Source organism: Hymenobacter elongatus, assembly GCF_004745955.1.
Classification (GTDB): Bacteria; Bacteroidota; Bacteroidia; order Cytophagales; family Hymenobacteraceae; genus Hymenobacter; species Hymenobacter elongatus.
The window spans coordinates 1-20,462 of record NZ_SRLD01000041.1 but is presented as its reverse complement, the minus strand read 5'-3'; the positions used below and the strand labels follow the sequence as shown (position 1 = coordinate 20,462).

Annotated in this window: 16 protein-coding genes and 1 pseudogene; 7 read left to right on the top strand and 10 right to left on the bottom strand. The window is 59.0% G+C overall.

Annotation, left to right across the window (positions count from 1 at the left end):
• Positions 1-11 precede the first annotated feature (11 nt).
• A complete protein-coding gene (locus tag E5J99_RS17420; protein WP_135499098.1) occupies positions 12-710 on the top strand; it encodes a DNA alkylation repair protein in 699 nt (232 codons plus the stop codon).
• Positions 711-773: 63 nt separating this feature from the next.
• Here the strand turns inward: E5J99_RS17420 and E5J99_RS17415 are convergent, their stop codons facing one another.
• From E5J99_RS17415 to mutL, 3 genes are read right to left on the bottom strand one after another with little or no spacing between them, the layout of a single operon-like run.
• Positions 774-1,664, bottom strand: a complete 891-nt coding sequence (locus E5J99_RS17415) for a rhomboid family intramembrane serine protease (protein ID WP_135499097.1) — start codon at positions 1,662-1,664, stop codon at positions 774-776.
• Between the two features lie 14 nt (positions 1,665-1,678).
• Entirely contained in the window at positions 1,679-2,455 is a 777-nt protein-coding gene (locus E5J99_RS17410) for a rhomboid family intramembrane serine protease (protein WP_135499096.1), read from the bottom strand.
• 21 nt (positions 2,456-2,476) lie between these two features.
• Entirely contained in the window at positions 2,477-4,420 is a 1,944-nt protein-coding gene (gene mutL, locus E5J99_RS17405) for a DNA mismatch repair endonuclease MutL (RefSeq protein ID WP_135499095.1), read from the bottom strand.
• 284 nt (positions 4,421-4,704) lie between these two features.
• On the opposite strand from mutL, the gene E5J99_RS17400 reads away from it, so the two are divergent.
• Both E5J99_RS17400 and bshA read left to right on the top strand, forming a co-directional pair.
• The gene (locus E5J99_RS17400) at positions 4,705-7,659 is read left to right on the top strand and encodes a glycoside hydrolase family 3 N-terminal domain-containing protein (RefSeq protein ID WP_135499094.1); all 2,955 of its coding nucleotides are present in this window, start codon (positions 4,705-4,707) and stop codon (positions 7,657-7,659) included.
• 199 nt (positions 7,660-7,858) lie between these two features.
• Entirely contained in the window at positions 7,859-8,995 is a 1,137-nt protein-coding gene (gene bshA, locus E5J99_RS17395) for an N-acetyl-alpha-D-glucosaminyl L-malate synthase BshA (protein ID WP_135499093.1), read from the top strand.
• Between the two features lie 270 nt (positions 8,996-9,265).
• On the opposite strand, the gene E5J99_RS17390 is transcribed toward bshA, so the two are convergent.
• Positions 9,266-9,802 carry a DUF7935 family protein gene (locus E5J99_RS17390; RefSeq protein WP_135499092.1) on the bottom strand — a complete coding sequence of 179 codons (537 nt, stop codon included), beginning with the start codon at positions 9,800-9,802 and terminating at the stop codon, positions 9,266-9,268.
• 153 nt (positions 9,803-9,955) lie between these two features.
• Between E5J99_RS17390 and E5J99_RS17385 the strand changes: the two genes are divergently transcribed.
• The gene (locus E5J99_RS17385) at positions 9,956-10,309 is read left to right on the top strand and encodes a HesB/IscA family protein (protein ID WP_100334767.1); all 354 of its coding nucleotides are present in this window, start codon (positions 9,956-9,958) and stop codon (positions 10,307-10,309) included.
• A gap of 56 nt (positions 10,310-10,365) precedes the next feature.
• Here the strand turns inward: E5J99_RS17385 and E5J99_RS17380 are convergent, their stop codons facing one another.
• Entirely contained in the window at positions 10,366-10,557 is a 192-nt protein-coding gene (locus E5J99_RS17380; protein WP_135499091.1) for a hypothetical protein, read from the bottom strand.
• A 408-nt stretch (positions 10,558-10,965) separates the two neighbouring features.
• Here E5J99_RS17380 and E5J99_RS17375 point away from each other — a divergent pair, with 408 nt between their 5' ends.
• The gene (locus E5J99_RS17375; RefSeq protein ID WP_245319068.1) at positions 10,966-13,158 is read left to right on the top strand and encodes a penicillin acylase family protein; all 2,193 of its coding nucleotides are present in this window, start codon (positions 10,966-10,968) and stop codon (positions 13,156-13,158) included.
• 243 nt (positions 13,159-13,401) lie between these two features.
• Here the strand turns inward: E5J99_RS17375 and E5J99_RS17370 are convergent, their stop codons facing one another.
• The 3 genes and pseudogenes from E5J99_RS17370 to E5J99_RS17365 all read right to left on the bottom strand — a co-directional run.
• On the bottom strand, positions 13,402-14,031 hold the full coding sequence (locus tag E5J99_RS17370; protein WP_135499089.1) for a hypothetical protein: 630 nt from the start codon (positions 14,029-14,031) through the stop codon (positions 13,402-13,404).
• A 98-nt stretch (positions 14,032-14,129) separates the two neighbouring features.
• The gene (locus tag E5J99_RS22170; protein WP_317128837.1) at positions 14,130-14,453 is read right to left on the bottom strand and encodes a glycoside hydrolase family 97 C-terminal domain-containing protein; all 324 of its coding nucleotides are present in this window, start codon (positions 14,451-14,453) and stop codon (positions 14,130-14,132) included.
• Between the two features lie 12 nt (positions 14,454-14,465).
• Positions 14,466-16,319 (bottom strand): annotated as a pseudogene (locus E5J99_RS17365) (glycoside hydrolase family 97 catalytic domain-containing protein); the annotation flags it as partial.
• Between the two features lie 404 nt (positions 16,320-16,723).
• Between E5J99_RS17365 and E5J99_RS17360 the strand changes: the two are divergent.
• Positions 16,724-18,343: a glycerol-3-phosphate dehydrogenase/oxidase gene (locus E5J99_RS17360; RefSeq protein WP_135499088.1), complete on the top strand. Its 1,620-nt coding sequence runs from the start codon at positions 16,724-16,726 to the stop codon at positions 18,341-18,343.
• A gap of 36 nt (positions 18,344-18,379) precedes the next feature.
• On the opposite strand, the gene E5J99_RS17355 is transcribed toward E5J99_RS17360, so the two are convergent.
• Together E5J99_RS17355 and E5J99_RS17350 are read right to left on the bottom strand one after the other, a co-directional pair.
• Positions 18,380-19,015, bottom strand: coding sequence for a hypothetical protein (locus tag E5J99_RS17355; RefSeq protein WP_135499087.1), 636 nt, complete (start codon positions 19,013-19,015; stop codon positions 18,380-18,382).
• Positions 19,016-19,135: 120 nt separating this feature from the next.
• A complete protein-coding gene (locus E5J99_RS17350) occupies positions 19,136-19,498 on the bottom strand; it encodes a winged helix-turn-helix transcriptional regulator (protein WP_135499086.1) in 363 nt (120 codons plus the stop codon).
• An 88-nt stretch (positions 19,499-19,586) separates the two neighbouring features.
• Between E5J99_RS17350 and E5J99_RS17345 the strand changes: the two genes are divergently transcribed.
• The gene (locus tag E5J99_RS17345; protein ID WP_135499085.1) at positions 19,587-20,219 is read left to right on the top strand and encodes an NAD(P)-dependent oxidoreductase; all 633 of its coding nucleotides are present in this window, start codon (positions 19,587-19,589) and stop codon (positions 20,217-20,219) included.
• The last annotated feature ends 243 nt before the right edge of the window (positions 20,220-20,462 follow it).

Here is a 20,462-nt window from a genome sequence, read left to right as displayed (position 1 = left end):
CACTCCTTCCAATGCTTGCTGCCAGCGTTGAAAAAGCCCTTCACGACCTCGCCGACCCCAAGCGGGCAGTACTTCTGGCGCGCTTTTTCAAAACCGGGCCGGGCGGCTACGGCGCAGGCGACCAGTTTTTGGGGCTTACACTGCCCCAGCAGCGGCAGGTGGCGCGGCAGTTTCGGGAATTGCCGCTGGCCGAAGTGGAAAAGCTACTGGCCAGCCCCTGGCACGAGCACCGCCAAACCGGCCTGATTATCTGGACGCTGCAATTCGCGAAAGCCGGCCCGAGCGGGCGGCAGGCAATTCACGAGGCCTACCTGCGCCACCGCCACCGCGTGAACAGCTGGAACCTGGTCGATATCACCTGTCCGCTGCTGGTGGGCACGTATCTGCTCGACAAAGACCGGGCGGTACTGCTGGAGCTGGCCGCCGAACCGCACCTGTGGAGCCAGCGCATGAGCCTAGTGTCGACGCTGGCGTTCATCCGCAAGGGGCAGTTTCAGGATACGTTTGCCGTAGCCGAGCTGCTACTCTCCCACCCCCACGACCTGATTCAGACAGCCACCGGCTGGATGCTGCGGGAAGTGGGCAACCGCAACGAAGAGGCGTTGGAAGAATTCCTGGCCGACCACCACGGCCAGCTGCCCCGCACGGCTCTGCGCTACGCCATCGAGCAGCTACCACCGGCCCGGCGGCAGTGGCATATGCGGAAATAATAAAGCCCCGCCGACTTGCATCGGCGGGGCTTTTTTCACTGCGTAACAGTCGAAACCCGGAGCTTACTTCTGGCTGGCTTTGAACAGCTTCTGCTTTTCATCCTTCGAGAGGCTTTCGTAGCCGGAGCGCGAAATCTTATCCAAAATCAGGTCGATTTCCTCCTGCTCGGGGCGGGCGAGGCCGCCTTTTTTGGCAGCCGGCGCTTCGGCCGGACGGCTGCGGTGCGTTACGCTCATGCGTGGCCGGCCTGAAACCAGATTGGCAACGAAGTCGCCGACGGCCTGCACGGGGCGGCCCAGGTCGCGGCCCGCCTGCAGCTGCCGGATAAAGACGAAGCCCAACAGCGCACCACCAATGTGCGCCAGCTCACCACCAGGGTTGCCGCCATTGATACCGGCAATGGAAACCAGCACGACTACCGCCGCAATGTATTTGATCTTGACCGGCCCGACGAAGATCAGGTTGAACGTATAGTCGGGCAAAAGCGTGGCGGCGGCTACGATAATGGCTGTCACGGCCGCCGAAGCGCCCACGATAGGAACGCCCAGCCGAGCCTGAAACACGGGGAGCAGGTTGAAGCTCAGCAGGAAAAACACGGCTCCTACCAGCGCTCCTAGTATATAGATGCTCACCAGCTTGCGGTTACCCAGATATTCCCGGATCAGCATGCCGAACCAGTACAGATTCAGCAGGTTGAAGATGATGTGCAGAAATCCTTCGTGGGTGAAAGCGTAGGTGAGAATGGTCCAGGGATGGCGCAGCAGGCTCGGCAGATCCGAAGGCATAGCGAACTGGCGCATCACGACGTTGTAGATTCCGCTGGCACCGGAGACATACAGAATGGCCCGCAGCACAATCAGGGCGGCAAAGACCAGCACGTTAATCAGCAGCAGCTGATTCAGTGCGTTGTCGCGCCGGCTGAAAGCCGTACGGATATCGTTGACAATACTCATGGCGGGCGAAGCGGCTAGTAGAATTGGGAACGGCCTCGCTCCCAGAATTTCAACACAATAAACCCAATCAACAATCCACCCAAGTGGGCAAAGTGCGCCACATTGTCGCCCGGCGTACGATGCACGCCATTGTAGAGCTCATAGAGCGCATAAAGGCCCACAAAGTACTTGGCTTTGATCGGAAAAGGAAAGAAGAGCAGCATGAGCTCGGTGTTGGGAAACAGGTAGGCGAAGGCGAACAAAATGCCAAACAGCGCACCGGAAGCGCCCAACATGGGCGAGTTGAGACTGGCCGAATACATGGCTTCCATTTGCGTCAGCGCCGATTGCACCAGGCTCTGGTCTTCGGGGTGGCGGTGCATTTCGCGGGCGTTGATTTCGTAGCCGCGTGCTTCCGGCAGGTTGCGCTCATAGAAATCGACGTAGCCCACATCCGAAGGAGCCGCCCGAAAGGCCTCCATATCCTGCTGCATCCGATTCAGCTCGTAATATCGGACGCCCGAATACAGCACGCCGGCCCCGATACCACAGATCATCCAGAAGGTCAGGAACCGGTTGCCGCCCCAGCGCTGCTCCAGCAGCGGACCGAAGGAAATCAGACCGAACATATTGGATAGAATGTGCCCGAAGCCCCCATGCATAAACATGTACGTGATGAACTGCCAGGGCTGAAAATTGGCGGAGCCCACCGGGTACAGCGCAAATGCGTTTAGTCCCAGCTGCGTCTGCAGGATAAAAACGCCAATATTGATAAAAAGCAGGATGCGAACTACCGGGGTAAGGTTGAACATGCAGGGAAGATCAGGGCAAAATCAGGGTTTACGGAAAAGGTCCTGCAGCTGGCTAAGCTCCAGCAACACCAGGGTACGGCGGCCATCGGGCGTGTAGCTGGGCACGGCGCAGGCAAAAAGCCGGTCGACGAGGGCCGTCATTTCTACGTCCGATAACCGTGCAGTGTCGCTATTGGTTGCCAGGCGGCGCGCCAAGGCCCGCACCAGCTGCTCGCGCCGGTCGAGGCGCACGGGGCCGGCGTGGGTCCGAAACTGCTCGATGAGGCCTTCCAGCAGCTCCCGCTCGTCGCGGTTGGCCACATCGGCCGGAATGCCTTCCACGGCAATTGTATTGGGGCCGAACTCATTGAATCGGAACCCAATAGCATGCAGGGCGTCGGAGACTTCGCGCAGAATGGCGAAATCCTGGGGCGAAAACGTGACGGTGCGCGGAAACAACAGCGTTTGGGAACTGCCGCTTTGCCGCTCCAGCGCCTGGGCATACTGCTCATAGAAAATTCGCTCGCGGGCAGCGGCCTGGTCGATGAGCATCATGCCCGACTTCACGGGCACCACCAGATACTGCTGGTTAATCTGCACCACCCGGTTGCCCGGCCCGCTGGCTTGCTCACGCAACGGCAGCTCGGGCGCGGCCACCGCCAGCGGCACCGGGTTGTGCACGACCAGCGGCGAGCTGACTTTTTCAAACCGCTCGATGGCCTGGGCGTCGCCTTCCGGCAGATCGGGCACCACCGTCTGCCCCAGCGATTTGTAGAATGCTTCCAGGTCGCGCTTGGCCTGCTCGGTGGGCCGGGCTGGCAGCGTCCGCTCGGTGCCGCCGCCGTCGCGGGGCGACGAGGTAGCGGCGCGGGCAGCCGCCGAAGCCAGGGCATCGGGCCGGTAGTCGTCGCCGAAGGGGTTGGCATTGGGCGAAGCGCGCAAGGGCTGAATAGGGGCAAAATTCACGTCGCCCTCAAAGTCCAGGGACGGAGCCATGTTGTGAATCCCCAAGGACTGTTTCACGGCGGCCCGCACGATGGCGTACACGGTTTTTTCGTCCTCAAACTTGATTTCCGTCTTCGTGGGGTGCACGTTGATGTCGATGGCCTTGGGGTCGAGCTCCAGAAACAGCACGTAGAACGGGTGCGTCTCTTTGGGCAGCAGGCCTTCGTAGGCGGCCAGCACCGCGTGGTTGAGGTAAGCCGAACGGATAAAGCGGTTGTTGACGAAGAAGAACTGGTCGCCCCGGCTTTTCTTCGCCGACTCGGGCTTGCCGATAAAGCCTTTCACCGCAATGAAGGGCGTAACTTCCTCGCAGGCCGCCAGCTGCTCTTTATAGCCGTTGCCGAGCAACGCCACAATGCGCTGACTCAGCTTACCGGCCGGCAGATTAAACACCTCCAGATCGTTCTGGTAGAGCGAAAACGTAATCTGCGGATTCGACAGGGCCACATGCTGAAACTCGTCCAGAATGTGCCGCATTTCTACGGCGTTGGTCTTGAGGAAATTGCGCCGGGCCGGCACGTTGTAAAACAGGTTTTTGACGGCAATGCTGGTGCCATCGGGGCAGGCCACGGGCTGCTGGCTCATCACCTGCGAGCCTTCGATGAGCAGCAGCGTACCCGTGTCCTGGTCGCGCTGCTTGGTGCGCAGCTCCACCTGGGCCACGGCGGCAATCGACGCTAGCGCTTCGCCCCGAAAACCCAGGGTGCGGATTCGGAATAAATCTTCGGTGGAGCGAATTTTGCTGGTGGCATGCCGCTCCAAACTCATGCGGGCATCGGTGGGCGTCATGCCCGAGCCATCGTCCACGACCTGCACGAGCTGCTTGCCGGCTTCTTTCACGATAAGCTGCACGTGCGTGGCCTTGGCATCCACGGCATTTTCGAGCAGCTCTTTCACCACCGAAGCCGGCCGCTGAACCACCTCCCCCGCCGCAATCTGGTTGGCGAGGTATTCGGGGAGCAACTGAATTACATCCGCCATCGACCGGGAACTGAAGGTGATACTGAACTGGTTAGCAACGCTTATTGGGGCATCGGCGAAGCCAATAACGTCCGACCTCAGGATTTTATCCGTAAGTTTGCGGCCAACTTTTGTGTGCCCCACGCCATACGGTTCTCCGACTTGGCGCGTTGAAAGAAAAGAATGCCAAGAGCCGCACGCCAACCGCAGTAGCTAAATCACTGGCACGATTTTCCTTTCGATAGTACACAAAAGTAGGGCTATTTCCGCTCAGATTCAACTTTACGACGATACCACGGGAGTCAATGCTCAAGGAATTTCGGATTAGTCTCTTACTGGTACTTCTGGCTGTTACGGGTCTGATCATCTCCTCGTCGGCCCCCAAGGACAAGGACGTGCGGCCCATTTCGGCGGCCGAGCAAACCTGGGTCGACAGCGTGTTTGCGACCCTCACGCCCGACCAGCGCCTGGGCCAGCTCTTCATGGTGGCCGCTTACTCCAACAAGGACAAGAAGCACGTTCAGCGCATCGATGAGCTTGTCAAAGTCTATGGCATTGGCGGGCTGATGTTTCTGCAGGGTGGCCCCCACCGGCAGGCTACCCTTGCCAACCGCTACCAGGCCGAAGCGAAAGTACCGCTGCTCATGGCCATGGATGCCGAGTGGGGCCTCGATATGCGCCTCGACTCCAGCATGCACTTTGCCAAGCAAATGACGCTGGGCGCCATGGATGACGACCAGTACGTGTACCAGATGGGTCGCGAAATTGCCCTCAAGCTCAAAACCCTGGGCGTACACGTCAGCTTTTCGCCCGTTATCGACGTCAACTCCAATCCCGACAACCCGGTTATCGGCAACCGCTCCTTTGGCGAAAACAAGGAGCAGGTTGCCAAGCGCGGCGTGGCCTACATCCGAGGGTTGCAGGACCATGGCATCATTGCCGTAGCCAAGCACTTCCCCGGCCACGGCGACACCGATGTAGACTCGCACGTGGCCCTGCCGGTGGTGAATACCGATATGGCGCGCCTGACCAACGTGGATCTGTACCCGTTTCAGCAGTCGTTTCAGGCGGGTGTGATGGGCGTGATGGTGGCCCATTTGTACATGCCGCTGTTCGATACCATTAAAACCCAGACAACTACGCTTTCCAAGAATTTGGTAACGGGCCTGTTGAAAGAGAAAATGGGCTATAAAGGCCTGGTTTTCACCGATGCGCTCAATATGAAGAGCGTAACGGACCTGTATAAGCCCGGCGAGCTGGATGCCCTGGCCCTGGCCGCTGGCAACGATGTGCTGCTGTTTTCGGAAGACGTGCCGATGGCGCTCCAGAAGATTCGGGAGGCCGTAGCAGCGGGCACTATCGCGCAAGACGATATTGATTACCGGGTGCGCAAAATTCTGCGGGCCAAGTATTGGGCTGGCCTCAACCGCTACCAGCCCGTGGACGTGGCCAACGTGGTCGAAAACCTGAAGCGCCCCCTGAGCCGCACGGTGCAGCAGCAGATTTACGAGCACGCGGTGACGGTGGTAAAAAACGACGACGACCTGCTCCCTTTCCACCGCCTCGATACGCTCCGCATTGCCTCCGTCACGGTGGGCACGCCGGCGGGTAGCACCTATGCTACCATCATGAACAAGTACCAGGCAGGCGCGGTGTATTCGGTGCCCAACCGCTACGCCGTCGACTCCACATTTGCTCGTATTCAGGCGCGCCTGACGCCTTATAACGTAGTGGTGGTGAGCCTGCACGGCATGAATAACACGCCAGCCCACAACTACGGTATTGGCGAAGGCACTCTGAAATTTATTAAGGAGCTGCAGGCCAATCCGAAGCTGAAAACGGTGGTAGTGGCTATGGGCAACGCCTACGCGCTGAAATATCTGGAAGATGCCCGCACGCTGGTGTGCGGCTACGAAGACAACTACCCGTCGCAGCTCGTAGTGCCGCAGGTGATGTTTGGGGCACTGCCCGCCAAAGGCCGCCTGCCCGTTACGGTTTCGCCAACGCTGAAAGCAGGTGTGGGCTTGCCGACTCCGGATTTCCGGCGGCTACGCTACGCCACGCCCGAGAGCGAAGGTCTGGATTCGAAGATTCTGAGCCAGATTGATAATATCGCGCTGGAATCGGTGGCGTACGCGGCGGCTCCCGGCTGCCAGGTGCTGGTCGCCAAAGACGGAGCCGTGGTGTTTGACAAGAGCTATGGCTACTGCACTTACGACAAAACCCACCCCGTTGAGAACAGCACGCTATATGACCTGGCTTCGGTAACCAAAGTAGCCGGTACGCTGCAAGCGGTGATGTATCTCAAAGACCAGGGCAAGATCAACCTCGATGCCAAGGTAGCCGACTACCTGCCCGAGCTGCGGACGTCGAACAAGAAGGATATGACGGTGCGCGACGTGCTGCTGCACCAGGCGGGCCTCAAGCCCGGTATTCCTACCTGGGAGCGGACGGTAAACAAGGCCGGCCTCAAGCCTACCTTCTACGCCAGCACACGTTCCGATGAGTTTCCGAACGAAGTAGCGCCCGGCACCTTCAGCACCAAAGCCGTTGATGACTCGGTCTGGACCTGGATTATGCGTAGCAGCCTGCTGCCCAAAATCAAGGGCAAGCACCCGATAGAGTACAGCGACCTGAGCTTTATGGTGCTGAAGCGCCTGAGCGAGAAAGTGCTGGCCCAGCCCATCGATAAGTTCCTGGAAAAGACCTTCTATAAGCCGCTGGGCCTGGCTTCCATGACTTATAATCCGCTGGAGCGCTTTCCCAAAGCCTGCATTGCCCCCACCGAAAACGACACCTACTACCGCAAGACCCAGCTTCAGGGCACCGTGCACGACCAGGCGGCGGCGCTGCTGGGCGGCGTGGCGGGCCACGCCGGCCTGTTTGCCAACGCCAACGACTTAGCTGTACTGATGCAGATGGACCTGCAGAACGGCCGCTACGGCGGCCAGCGCTACTTCCAGTCGCCCATCGTGACCGAGTTTTCGCGGCCCCAGGTGGCGGGCAACAAGCGCGGCCTGGGCTGGGACCACGGCAACCCTGAGAAGCCCGAGGGCCCGACTTCCAACCTGTCGCCGGCCAGCACCTTCGGCCACACCGGCTTCACGGGCACCTGCGTGTGGATGGACCCCGAAAACAAAATCCTCTACATCTTTCTTTCCAACCGGGTGTACCCCGATGGCGGCAACAACAAATTGCGCCAGTACAACATCCGCACGCGCATCCACGACGTTATTTACAAGTCTTTACAAAAGACATGATCTGTTGCCTGACATTTCTGTTTCTTTGACTCCGCAATCGGCGGTGAGGCGTTCCTAGGAGCGACTTGCCGCCGATTTCATTTGCAGCGCGAAGCTCCAGCTTCGCGTGTCGTTGCGCGGTTGCCCCCAACGATTTACTTCTCGCCGTATCGTTTACCGATGCGCGAAGCTGGAGCTTCGCGCTGCTGCTTCCCACCCCATGAATATCGGCATCGTTTGTTACCCTACGTTTGGCGGCTCCGGCGTCGTGGCTACGGAGCTGGGCAAGGCCCTGGCCCTGAAAGGCCATAAGGTGCACTTCATCACCTACAGTCAGCCCGTTCGCCTCGATTTCTTCAACGAAAACCTGTTCTACCACGAGGTCTATATTCCGCCCTATCCGTTGTTCCAGTTTCCGCCCTACGAACTGGCGCTGGCCTCGAAAATGGTGGATATCGTGCAGAATGAGAAGCTGGACGTGCTGCATGTGCACTATGCCATTCCGCACGCCTCGGCGGCTTACATGGCCAAGCAGATTCTGCGCACCAAAGGCATCACCGTGCCGGTCATCACCACGCTGCACGGCACCGACATTACGCTCGTCGGCAAGGATGCCAGCTACGAGCCGGTGGTAACCTTCAGCATCAATCAGTCGGACGGCGTAACGGCGGTTTCCGCCGATCTGCGGCGCGAAACCTACGAGTACTTTGCTATCGATAAAGACATTGAAGTTATTCCCAACTTCATCAACTTGGAGCGTTTTAAGAAGCAGAACAAAGGTCACTTTAAGGCCGCTATTGCGCCGGAAGGCGAAAAGCTGCTGGTGCATACCTCCAACTTCCGCTCGGTGAAGCGTGTCGACGACGTAGTGCACATCTTCGCCGGGGTGCGGCAGCAGATTCCGGCGAAGCTGCTGCTCGTCGGCGACGGGCCCGACCGGCCCCGCATCGAGAAGCTGTGCCGCGACATCGGCTTGTGCAATGATATCCGCTTCCTGGGCAAGCTCGAAGCCGTGGAGGAAGTGCTCAGCATTGCCGACCTGTTTTTGATGCCCTCGGAAAAGGAAAGCTTTGGCTTGGCCGCCCTAGAAGCCATGGCCTGCGAAGTACCCGTTATCAGCACCAACGCCGGCGGTATTCCCGAGCTGAACGCGCACGGCGCCACCGGCATGCTCAGCGAAATCGGCGACGTGGCCGATATGGTCAAAAATGCCCTCTACGTGCTGGCGGAAGAAAATCTGCCGCGCTTTAAAGAGGCCGCCCGCGCCCGGGCCGAGGAGTTTGCCGTGGAAAATATCGTTCCGCTCTATGAGGCCTGCTACCAGCGCGCCATCGACGCGCAGCTGGCTACTGCCTAGCGCACAGTCTGTCATTGCGAGCGAAGCGAAGCAATATCTTCTGAAATGCAGAAATCCTTTTAGAGCGTGTTTGGGATTTTGCCTTTCGTGTCATGCTGAGCGCAGTCGAAGCATCTCTACCGCAACGGTAATCAGGTTACTTTGGCGGTAGAGATGCTTCGGCTGCGCTCAGCATGACGGAATCGGCGTTTTTTTAAATTCCCAAACACGCTCTGAGAGGATTTCCGAATTTCGCAACGCACGGATTCCTTTGCTCTTCGCAATGACAGGCTAAAATAACCCGGAAGCCTCCCGCTTCACTGCCAGCAAGGCTGGGGCGGTGGGGTCCAGCTCGTCGGCAATCAGGGTTTCGAGGATGCGCTTGGCCAGCTCGGTGCCGCGGGCCTGCTGGGGCGTGGCCAGGGCGTGATAGGCCTTGTTAATCATCGTCAGGATATTCTCTTTGGCTTGCTTCACCTGCTCCCAGGTTTCGGGGCCCATATAGAGCTGCTGGCTGAGGTTATGCTCGAACTCAGCCCGGATTTCGGTTACCAATATCCGATGATATTCGGCGGCCGTCTGGCCCGAGCTGCTCAGGCGAATGAGCAGGTTGTTGGGCGTGATGCGCTCGAGCAGCAGCGTGACCCGCTCGTAGGCCTGCAAGCGTAGCGGCAGGGTGGTTTTGGAGTTTTCCAGGCGCAGCTCAATCAGGCGGCGCTGCTGGTCTTTCTCCAGGTAGCTTTGAATCAGGAAGAACAGTGAACCCGCCACGATGAGGGCGGGCAGAATACTCTTGAGCAAATCGAAGATGTACGCGGTAGTGTCCATGCGGCAGAGAAAACAGCTGTTTTGAGGGCGGCAAGGTCGGGAAATATTCGGTGAACCCGACGCTCGGCCTTGCTGTTCTATACGAGCCGAAGCTGCTGACGTATGCTGGTGGCTTCGTATCTTTGCGCCTACTCTTCTAACCCCGAACGCACTATGGCAACGGCCGTTTCAACTAAAATTGCTCCCATCACCCTCACGCCGGGGGCCTTGGTTGAGGTAAGAAATATCATTGAGGAAAAGAAAGTACCAACCGAATACGGTCTGCGTATCGGCGTGCAGGGCGGCGGCTGCTCGGGCATGAGCTACCTGCTGGGCTTCGACAAAGCCAAAGACAACGACGAAGTCTACGACCTCGACGGCCTGAAGCTCATCATGGATAAGAAGCACGCCATGTATGTGCTGGGCATGGAGGTCGACTTTCAGGATGGTCTCAACGCCCGGGGCTTCGTTTTCAACAACCCCCAGGCCAAGAGCACCTGCGGCTGCGGCTCATCGTTTTCGGCGTAAACTGCTGCCCACCACACAAAAAAGCCCCGACAAGCAGTTGTCGGGGCTTTTTGCATTTATCTGACCTTCTGATCCAGGGCATCGTACTCGTGGCGCAATAGCTCTTGTAGCGCCAGGGCGACTTGCTGAAGCGTTTGGCCGTGCACTTCCGTGGTATAGTCGGCATCGGTAGCGGAGAACAGGCCGAGCAGGTAGCGACGGCGCTTAGGGCGCTTGTAGAAGAGGTAGAACTCGTAGTGGTCCGGCATCCCGGCTATTGAAATGCTTATGCCGTGGTGAGTTAGTAAGTTTTCTACTTCCACCGAAGGGGCATAATGTACTTCATCCATCCGCCGGCCCTCTATCTACCGCAAAAAGTCAAGCCAGGGAATTTGATTGAAGAACTCGACGATTTGGGCCGGGCTGACTTCTCCCATTTCGATAACATCTGCTTGCAACGGGTGGCAGAAGCAAGCGCGAAAGGGCATATGTAAGGCAGTAGTGAAACGGCGGCACGAGCAGCTATATGGCAAACAAAAAGGGCATCAGCTTCCTTGCTTGCGCTACTTGTTGCTACTTGTAGCCGGCCAAGGCGGGATATTGCCCTAAGTTAGCGCTTCGCGATGCCGCTTGCAACGCTGCTGGCACTCCCCCGCTATTCCTTACTACTCTTTTCAATGCGTCTACTCTTTACCTTTCTGGCCCTACTCGGCGCTCTTAGCGCCCAGGCGTTTAGTCCGGCCGAAATTGCCCGCTGGCAGCAGCAGGCCAAGCAAGTCAAGATCGTGCGCGACAACTGGGGCGTGCCGCACGTGTACGGCAAGACCGACGCCGACGCGGTATTCGGCCTGCTCTACGCCCAGTGCGAGGACGACTTTGCCCGGGTCGAAGACAACTACATCGTGAACATCGGCCGGCTGGCGGAGGTGGAAGGCGAGGCCGCTCTGTACCAGGATTTGCGGGCCCGCCTGTTTCTGGACAGCACCCAGGCCATCAGCATTTATCGGAAAAGCCCGGCCTGGATGAAGCAGCTGCTCAACGCCTTTGCCGACGGCACCAACTTCTACCTCTACTCCCATCCTACCGTGCGGCCCAAGCTGCTGCGCCGCTTCCAACCCTGGATGCCCCTGATGTTTAGCGAGGGCAGCATCGGCGGCAATATCAGCGTGGTGCCGCTGGAGCGCCTCAAGAACTTTTACAGCCAGCGCAAATCCACTTCCTGGCAGCGGCCCGACTTCATGAAGCAGGATCAGGAGCCGGTGGGCTCCAATGGGTTTGCCATTGCCCCGGCCAAAAGCGCCAGTGGCCACGCCCTGCTACTGATTAACCCGCACACCTCGTTCTACTTCCGGCCCGAGGTGCAGGTCATCAGTGAGGCCGGCCTGAATGCCTACGGGGCCGTAACCTGGGGGCAGTTTTTCGTGTACCAGGGCTTCAACCAGCACTGCGGCTGGATGCACACCTCCAGCTACGCCGACTCCATGGACGAGTATCTGGAAACCATTGAGAAAAAAGACGGCAAGTATGTGTACCGCTACGGCAGCAAGCTGCGGCCGGTGCAAACCACTACCGTTTCCATTGCCTACAAGCAGGCCGACGGCAAACTCGGGCGCAAGGAATTCACCACGTTCCGCACCCATCACGGGCCGGTAGTGGGCCAGCAGGCCGATAATAAGTGGGTGACGGTGCGCATGATGGATACCCCGCTGGAGGCTCTGGAACAGTCCTACCTGCGCACCAAGGCCACGGACTACGCCAGCTTCCGGGAAGTAATGAAGCTGAACGGTAACGCCTCTAACAACACCGTGTTTGCCGACAGCAAGGGCACCATAGCCTACTGGCACGGCAACTTCATACCCCGCCGCGACCCGCAGTTCGACTGGAGCATGCCAGTGGATGGCAGCAACCCCAAAACTGAGTGGCAGGGCCTGCACAAAGTAGAAGACCTGGTGCAGGTGATGAACCCGGCCAGCGGCTGGATTCAGAACTGCAACTCCACGCCGTTTACGGTAGCGGGGCCGAGCAGTCCGGCCAAAAACAAATACCCCGCTTACATGGCTCCCGATGCGGAAAACTACCGCGGTGTGAATGCCGTGCGGGTGCTGAGCCGTAAGAATACCTTTACTCTCGACACGCTTATTGCCGCAGCTAAGGACCCGTATCTGGCGGGCTTCGAGGAGCTGATTCCGGCCCTGGCCAAGGATTTTCAGTTCGCAATGGATAGCCCCAACCCGCCGGAAGGTAACGTGGTAGAAGCCATGAAGCTGCTGCGCGGCTGGGACCGGCGCTACGGCAAAACGTCGGTAGCGCAAACGGTGGCGACCTACTGGGGCGAGAAAATTCAGCGCCTGGCCCGCACCCGCGTGGCGCCTAACCAGCCGATGGACCAGATGAAGCTGATAGCCTTTGTCATTGCCAAAACCAGCCCCCAGGAAAAGGTAGCGGCCCTGCAGGAAACCCTCGACGAACTGACCCGGGACTTCGGCACCTGGAAAATGCCCTGGGGCGAGGTGAACCGCTTCCAACGCCTGACCGGCAACATTCAGGAAACCTACGACGACCAGCAGCCCAGCCTACCGGTAGCCTTCACTTCCTCAGCCTGGGGCTCGTTGGCGGCCTTTGGCTCCAAGGCCTACCCGGGCACTAAGAAGCGCTACGGCAATATCGGTAACAGCTTTATTGCCGTGGTGGAATTTGGGCCACGCCTCAAAGCCCGCTCGGTGCTGGCCGGCGGCAATAACAGCAAGCCCAGCTCCCCGCACTTCACGGACCAGGCGGGACTGTATGTGGAGGAGAACTTCAAGGACGTACTGTTCTATCCCGAAGATGTGCAGAAGCACGCCGAGCGGACCTATTCGCCGGGGCAGTAAGAGCTCAAGTAAATGAAGAAGCCCCGGCCGTAAGGTCTTGTCCTTACCCAAAACTCAAACGCCCTTCCAGCCATGTGGCTGGAAGGGCGTTTTTGTGCGGTTGACTATCTGGTTTACCGCTTTTCAAGCGTGGTCAGCTAACAAAAAGGGCCTTGGCATTACCTCCAGGAAGCCGGAAAAAGATTTGGGTAAGGACAAGGCCGTAAGGTCGGGGCTTCTTCATTTGCTTGGCCACACGATGCGTTAATAAGGGCTCTTCGTTGTAGTAACACCTGCTGGCAAGGAAAATAATCCGTTTTCCAGCTTCACTTTCTTAACCTCAGTAGCCACGCTTTCCATAGCAAACTGCGGGGTATCAACGATAAACTTTAGTGGAATAGCGTTGGTGTTCTTAAGAACCTCATACCAATTACCAAACTTATGCTGTTCATAGAGTTTGGGGTCAACGCTAAGTTTGGAGCTGAAGTAATATTTCTGCACGCCGCTTTTGCAGGTTAGCGTAAGCTCATCGCACTTGTAGCCCAGAATGTCAGTAACTCCTCTTTTCACTTCAGCCTTGAGAACTTCATCCGCATTAACCGTGGCATCGTTCCAGAGTGCCGCTTCGGAATTCGCCATTTTGGTATACAGCTTATTCTCTTGATTACTGAACAGCTGCCACTGCATGAGCTTGCCATCGTCGATGCTTTTGTAACTCCCACCTTTTATATAGTACTCTTGCGTAGTACCCATCATGTCATTCCATTGCTGGTCAGTTACATTGGGCAGCTTGCTTTTGCAACTATTTGCGTATAAAATTCGACCTTCAAATGCTTGACCCAAAGCGCTAATAGTGGTGAGAAGCGCAATAAGTGCGGTAAACAATGCTTTCATGAGTGCAAAAATGATGGGGTAACTTATCCAAAATGTAAGGGAATCAACCGGCGCATTTGCAGGATACTAAGCGTGGTATCACAGCATAGAATTTTGTTCTACTGACGTACCGGCTTGATGCTCACGGCTGCCCCGCCGCCCGCGGCCAGCTGCAGCGGCAGCACCGAATTGCTGTTTACTTTCAGCTTGCGAATCTGATAGGCCATCGGGTTTTTATTCCAGGAAGCGTCTTTGCCGTCGGCATACACAATGGCTTCGTAGGGCTGGCCGGGGGTGAGAAAATCGAGCTTCACGGATTGTTCCCGGGCATTTTCGTCGGTGATGCTGCCCAAGTACCACTCGTCTTTCCCCTTGGCTTTGCGAGCCGTGGTGACAAAGTCGCCGGGCTCGGCCAGCAGCACGCGGGTGTCGTCCCAATCCACGGGCACATCCTTGATGAACTGGAAAGCGTCGCGGTGCTTCTCATAGTTCTCGGGCAGGTCGGCGGCCATTTGCAGGGGGCTGTACAGCGTCACGTACAGGGCCAGCTGCTTGGCCAGGGTAGTGTGCACTTGCTTGCCCTTGTTCTGGGGCGCATATTGGTCGAGCGTAATCTGGAAGATGCCGGGCGTGTAGTCCATGGGGCCGCCCATCAGGCGAGTGAACGGCAGAATGGTTTCGTGCTCGGGCGGGTTGCCGCTGCTCCAGGCATTAAACTCAGTGCCCCGGGCAGCTTCGTTGGCCAGCCAGTTGGGATAGGTGCGGTGCAGGCCGGTGGGGCGCACGGGCTCGTGCATATCCACCATAATACGGTTCTCGGCCGTTTTCTGGGCGGCCCGCACGTAGTGGTTCACCATCCATTGGCCATCGTGATGCTCGCCGCGCGGAATGATGCGGCCCACGTACCCGGTTTTGACGGCGTCGTAGTTATGGTCGCGCATGAAGCGGTAGGCCGTGTCCATGCGCCGCTCGTAGTTCGTGACCGAGCCGCTGGTTTCGTGGTGCATAATGAGCTTCACGTTTTTGCCGGTGGCGTAGCGCTGCAGCTCATTCACATCAAAATCAGGGTAGGGCGTCACAAAGTCGAACACCTCCTCTTTCCAGTTGCCAAACCAGTCTTCCCAGCCCACGTTCCAGCCCTCCACGAGCACGCTTTGCAGGCCATTCCGGGCCGCAAAGTTGATGTAGCGCTTCACGTTGACCGTGTTGGCCGAGTGCCGGCCACTAGGCTTGAGCGTGGCAAAATCCGTGTCGGCCAGCTTGATATTGCTTGCGTCAGAGTAGGCCCATTTGCCCTTGTTGATCTGCATCTCCCACCACACGCCCACGTATTTCTGGGGCTTAATCCAGCCCGTATCCTGAATCTTGCTCGGCTCATTCAGGTTCAGAATCAGCTTCGAGGTCAGGATGGCCGAGGCGTTATCGGCCACCACCACCGTGCGCCAGGGCGTTTGGGCGGGGGTTTGCAGATAGGCTTTGGCTCCGGTAGCATCGGGGCACAGCTCACTGGTCAGCGTGTGGGTGCTGCCGTTGACGAGCAGCGCCATGGCCGAATAGTTGACCAGCGCCGCCTCGTGGATATTGATGTACAGGCCATCGGCCGACTTGAGCATGAGCGGCGTTTGCACGGCATTGCCCGGAATCGGGACTTGCGTGGCAATTTCGGGCGTGGCCTGGGCAGCTGCGGGGCTCACCTCGCTCAACTTAGTGGTCGAGTAGAGGTACTCGTTGGTATCGTAGTCGCCCCGCATCCAGAAGGCTTGGTGGTCGGCGGGCAGAATAAACTCGGTTTTCTCGGCGGAAACCGTGAAATACTTCAGCCCTGGCTGCTCCGGAAACTCGTAGCGGAAGCCCAGTCCATCGTCGAACAGCCGGAAGCGCACTACCAGCTGCCGGTGTTCGGCGGCCTCCTGCTGCAAGGTCACGGCCAGCTCTTTGTATTGGTTGCGGATGCTTTTTACTTCGCCCCACACGGGTGCCCACGTGTCGTCGTGCTGGCTGGAATCAAGGCGGGCGATGGTAAATCCCTTGTCGAAACCGGGCTACCCCTGCAGCAAGAGTCCAAGCCGGCTGGGCTGCAACACGGCTTTCGCGCCGTATTGCAGCTGGTAGGTAGGCTCACCGCTGGCGCTCAGGCCAAACTTCAGCGTGAGCTTCTTGCCCGGCGAGTGAAGCGTTTGGCCCTGCAGCGGCGCTGCTGCGGTGGGCGTGGAAGCCGAGGAACACGCCGTGAGAAATGAACCCAAGCACGTGCTCAGCAGCACGCTGCTGCTCAGGGCCCGCACAACATGGGTGGTATATTTCCTCATTTGCCGCGAATTTTCAAGATTAATGCCTCCTCCGTTGTCACTGGTCTCCTGCCAGAGCCTATGCTCAAAGCTAGTGCAGATTTCTGGCTCCTGGAATCCTATTCACTTACCGGCTTCTCCCCTACTCGCTACGACGAAACGCCATAGCCAGTGCCCCGGTGATATAGCCAGAAAATCGAGTCTTTGCTTCACGATTCGGGAGCAGAGTCAAAGGGCCGAAACGGCGCCGACAAAGGCTAGGGTGGCCTAAGCCTCGAAAAATACGGTTAAGGTGACGGGCGCAGCCCTGCGCCCGAGGCCGGCGGCACTATCTATTTGCTCGCTAATTCCGTTGAGGCATTGGCCATGCCCACCGCACTCCGTAGCTTCCGCAGTGCCGCCATTGCTGCCTTATCCCCCCTGCTATGCCGATTTCCGATCCTCATGACGTATTCCGCCGCGAAAACCTGCTTCGCACCCTGACCGCCCGTCCCATTTGGGATTTGCTCGTTATCGGGGGCGGCGCAACGGGCCTGGGTGTGGCGCTGGATGGTATCAGCCGGGGCTACACTACGCTGCTGCTGGAGCAAGCCGACTACGCCAAGGGCACCAGCAGCCGCAGCACCAAGCTGGTGCATGGCGGGGTGCGCTACCTGGCGCAGGGCGACATCGGGCTGGTGCGCGAGGCCCTGTACGAGCGAGGCTTATTGCTGCAAAATGCGCCGCATCTGGTCAAAAACCAGGAGTTCATCATTCCCAATTACGACTGGTGGGGCGGCCCGTTCTACACCATTGGGCTCAAGCTCTACGATATGCTGGCGGGCCGGCTCAGCCTGGGCACCTCCCGGCATCTAAGCAAGCAGGAAACGTTGCGCCGGCTCGGCAACCTCAAAGCGGCGGGCCTTCGGGGTGGCGTACTCTACCACGACGGGCAGTTCGATGATGCGCGCCTGGCCATCAATCTGGCCCAGACGGCCATTGAACAGGGCGGCACCCTGCTCAACCATGTTGCGGTGCGGGGCTTAGTGAAGGATGCGCAAGGCCAGATTTCGGGCGTAACGGCCACCGATGCGGAAACCGGCCGCTCCTATGAGCTGCGGGCCAAGGCCGTAGTGAATGCCACCGGCGTGTTCGTCGATGCCATTCTGCGGATGGACGAGCCGGCGGCGCAAAAGCTGGTGCGGCCTAGCCAGGGCGTCCACATCGTGCTCGATAAGTCGTTTCTGCCTGGCAACGATGCCCTGATGATTCCGAAAACCGACGATGGGCGCGTACTGTTTGCCGTGCCCTGGCACGGCCGCGTGGTGCTGGGCACCACCGACACGCCGCTGGACGAAGCCCAGCTGGAGCCCCAGGCGCTGGAGGCGGAAGTCGATTTCATTCTGCGCACTGCGGCTCGCTACCTTACCCACACACCCACCCGCCACCATGCACTGAGCGTTTTTGCGGGCCTGCGCCCTCTGGCCGCGACGCCGGATGGCGCTGCCAAAACGCGGGAGATTTCGCGCAGTCACAAAATTCTGGTATCCGGAGCAGGCCTCATCACCATCACGGGCGGCAAATGGACCACCTACCGCCGCATGGGCCAGGATACCATCGACCAGGCCATTGCCTTGGGTAAGCTGCCGGCCGCCGAAAGCCGCACGGCCCACCTGCGCATTCACGGCGCCCAGCCCACCACCGACCATCGCTCCCACCTCGCCGTGTACGGCACCGACCAGCCAGCCCTCCAGCAGCTTCTCACCGAGCAGCCGGAGCTGGCGAAAAAGCTGGACGACGCGCTGGAGTTCAGGTGCGTGGAGGTGGTGTGGGCCGCCCGCCACGAAATGGCCCGCACCGTGGAAGATGTGCTGGCCCGCCGGGTGCGGGTGCTTTTCCTCGATGCCGCCGCTGCCATTCGCATGGCTCCGGTGGTAGCTGCGCTACTAGCCCGCGAGCTGGGCCACGACACCACTTGGCAGCACCAGCAAGTGACGGAATTCACCCAGATGGCACGGCAGTATGTGCTGCCGCAACAGCCGGCAACCGACGAAGCAACAAGCTAACGACCGATTTGCGCCGCGCAAAACCGCCCGGGCGCTTCAGCTGAAATCGTATGGATAGCCGATTTCCTGCACATCCGTTTCCAGCATCACCCAGTCGTCCAGCTCTTGGTTCAGAGCCTGCACGAGGGCTTTAGTCAGAGGCTCGTGGCGGTAGATGCGGGCCACATCGTTGGTATCAATCGGCTCCCGCTCGGTTTCGTCGAGGTAATACTCGTTGGCCCAGTCGGCGTAGGATTCAGGCTGGCCATCGAGGATAGAAAGTAGCTCCTCGGAGCCGTCGTCCTCATTTTCCGCCACGCCGGTCTGCCAGCCGTGGGCGGGCGTATACCAGAGGCAAAATGTGGTACCGATGGATAGTACCGGCTCACCGAGCATGAATTCGTCGAAGGCAGCAGGCAGGCCGCGTGTTAGCTGGACTTTGTCGGGCTGGTCGTATTGGGAGAGGAAACCGTTGATGCAGCAGCCTTCGGGCCGGAACAGCACCAGCATCTGGTCACCTTCGCCGTCACTCATTTCAAACAAGGCCTCCGTTTCGCTCCAGTTGGGGCTGTACGTGTAATAGCGAAACTCCAGATCGGGCGAGTTGACGGCATCGAGCACGGCCAGCGACTGGCAGAGGCGCTGCAGCGCGGCTGCGTCGGGCAGACGGGAAAGGTCAAGGGTGGAAATCATACCGCAAGATATAGCAGATCCGATGGCTTCTGCCGCCCGCCCCAGTCGCTTCGGCCGGGCAGGCGCGGACGCCGCCCGCCGAAAAACGGCCTCCGAAACCTACAGGCGGCCTTATGCCTGCTACTGCGGCTGGTCTGCTGGCGGCCCCTCCCCCTGCAGAGTGCTAAGGTAGTGCTGGCCAAAGTCGGCAGCGGCCGCCACCAGCGGCAGGGCCGCGCGGCCGGTGTCCGTCAGCTCGTACTCGACACGGGGCGGCACTTCGCCGTAGTTGTGGCGCTGCGTTAGGCCGGCATCGGTGAGCAGACGCAGCTCCTGCACCAGCATCTTTTCGCTAATCCCGGGCAGCGCCCGTCGCAGCTCGCCAAACCGCAACGGGCCGGCACCCAGTTGATGTAGCACCAGCAGGCGCCACTTGCCGCCCACCAGCTCCAGGGTGGTGCGCACCGGGCAGCGGGGCGTGACGAATACGGGCAAAGGAGCCATTTCTTACTTAAATGTTAGTACTACCAATAGCAGCAGGTACCCCAAAGCTACGGTTCTTTGCCCCAGACTTCACCGTTTTTTCTATTGTATGAAACGTATTGCCCTCTTTGGCGGCTCCGGTCTCACCGGCCAGGAATTCCTCAAACTCGCCCTGCAGCATGGCTACCCGGTGTCTGCCCTGGCCCGCACCCCTGCCAAAATCCCACAGACATCCCCGAACCTGCAGGTGGTGCCCGGCGACGTGCTCAACGCCGAGGACGTCAGCAGCATCGTGCGCGGTGCCGACATCGTGGTGAGCTTGTTTGGACAAGTGAAGAATTCGCCTAAAGACGTGCAGACGCGCGGCACCGCCCACATCGTGGCGGCCATGCAGCAGCACGGGGTTCGGCGCATCATCAGCCTGTCGGGCGGGGGGTTGCCCTACGCCGAAGACCAGCCCCAACTCGCCGACAGGCTCATTCGCGGCATCATGCGCCTGGCCGTGCCCCATGTGCTGACCGATGCGCAGAGCCACGCCGACGTGCTGCGCGCCAGTGGCCTGGACTGGGAAATCGTGCGGGGGCCGCGCCTTACCACCGAAGTGGCCCGCAAGCAGTACCGCGTAGGCTGGGTAGGCGTGAATGCCAGCACCAGCATCGGCCGTGCCGACCTCGCCGACTTTATTCTCAAGCAAGTGGAAAGCGACGAATTCGTGGGGAAAATGCCCTTCGTGAGCCGTTGAATCCGAATAATCTGTGCTGATCCGTACTTAGGACCTACCCGAACAGGCTTTTCCAGAACGTCATGCTTTATCTGGCGTCCGCAAAGTCGAAGCATGACCGCCTACTCGGATAGCCTCTTAGAGCCTATCCAAATAGGCATTATTTTCGGGTATGGCAACGACTCAAGAATTCATCATTTCCGATGCCTTGTGGGAGCGTCTGCGGCCGCTGCTGCCGGTGCATACCCCGAAGGCTCATCCCCT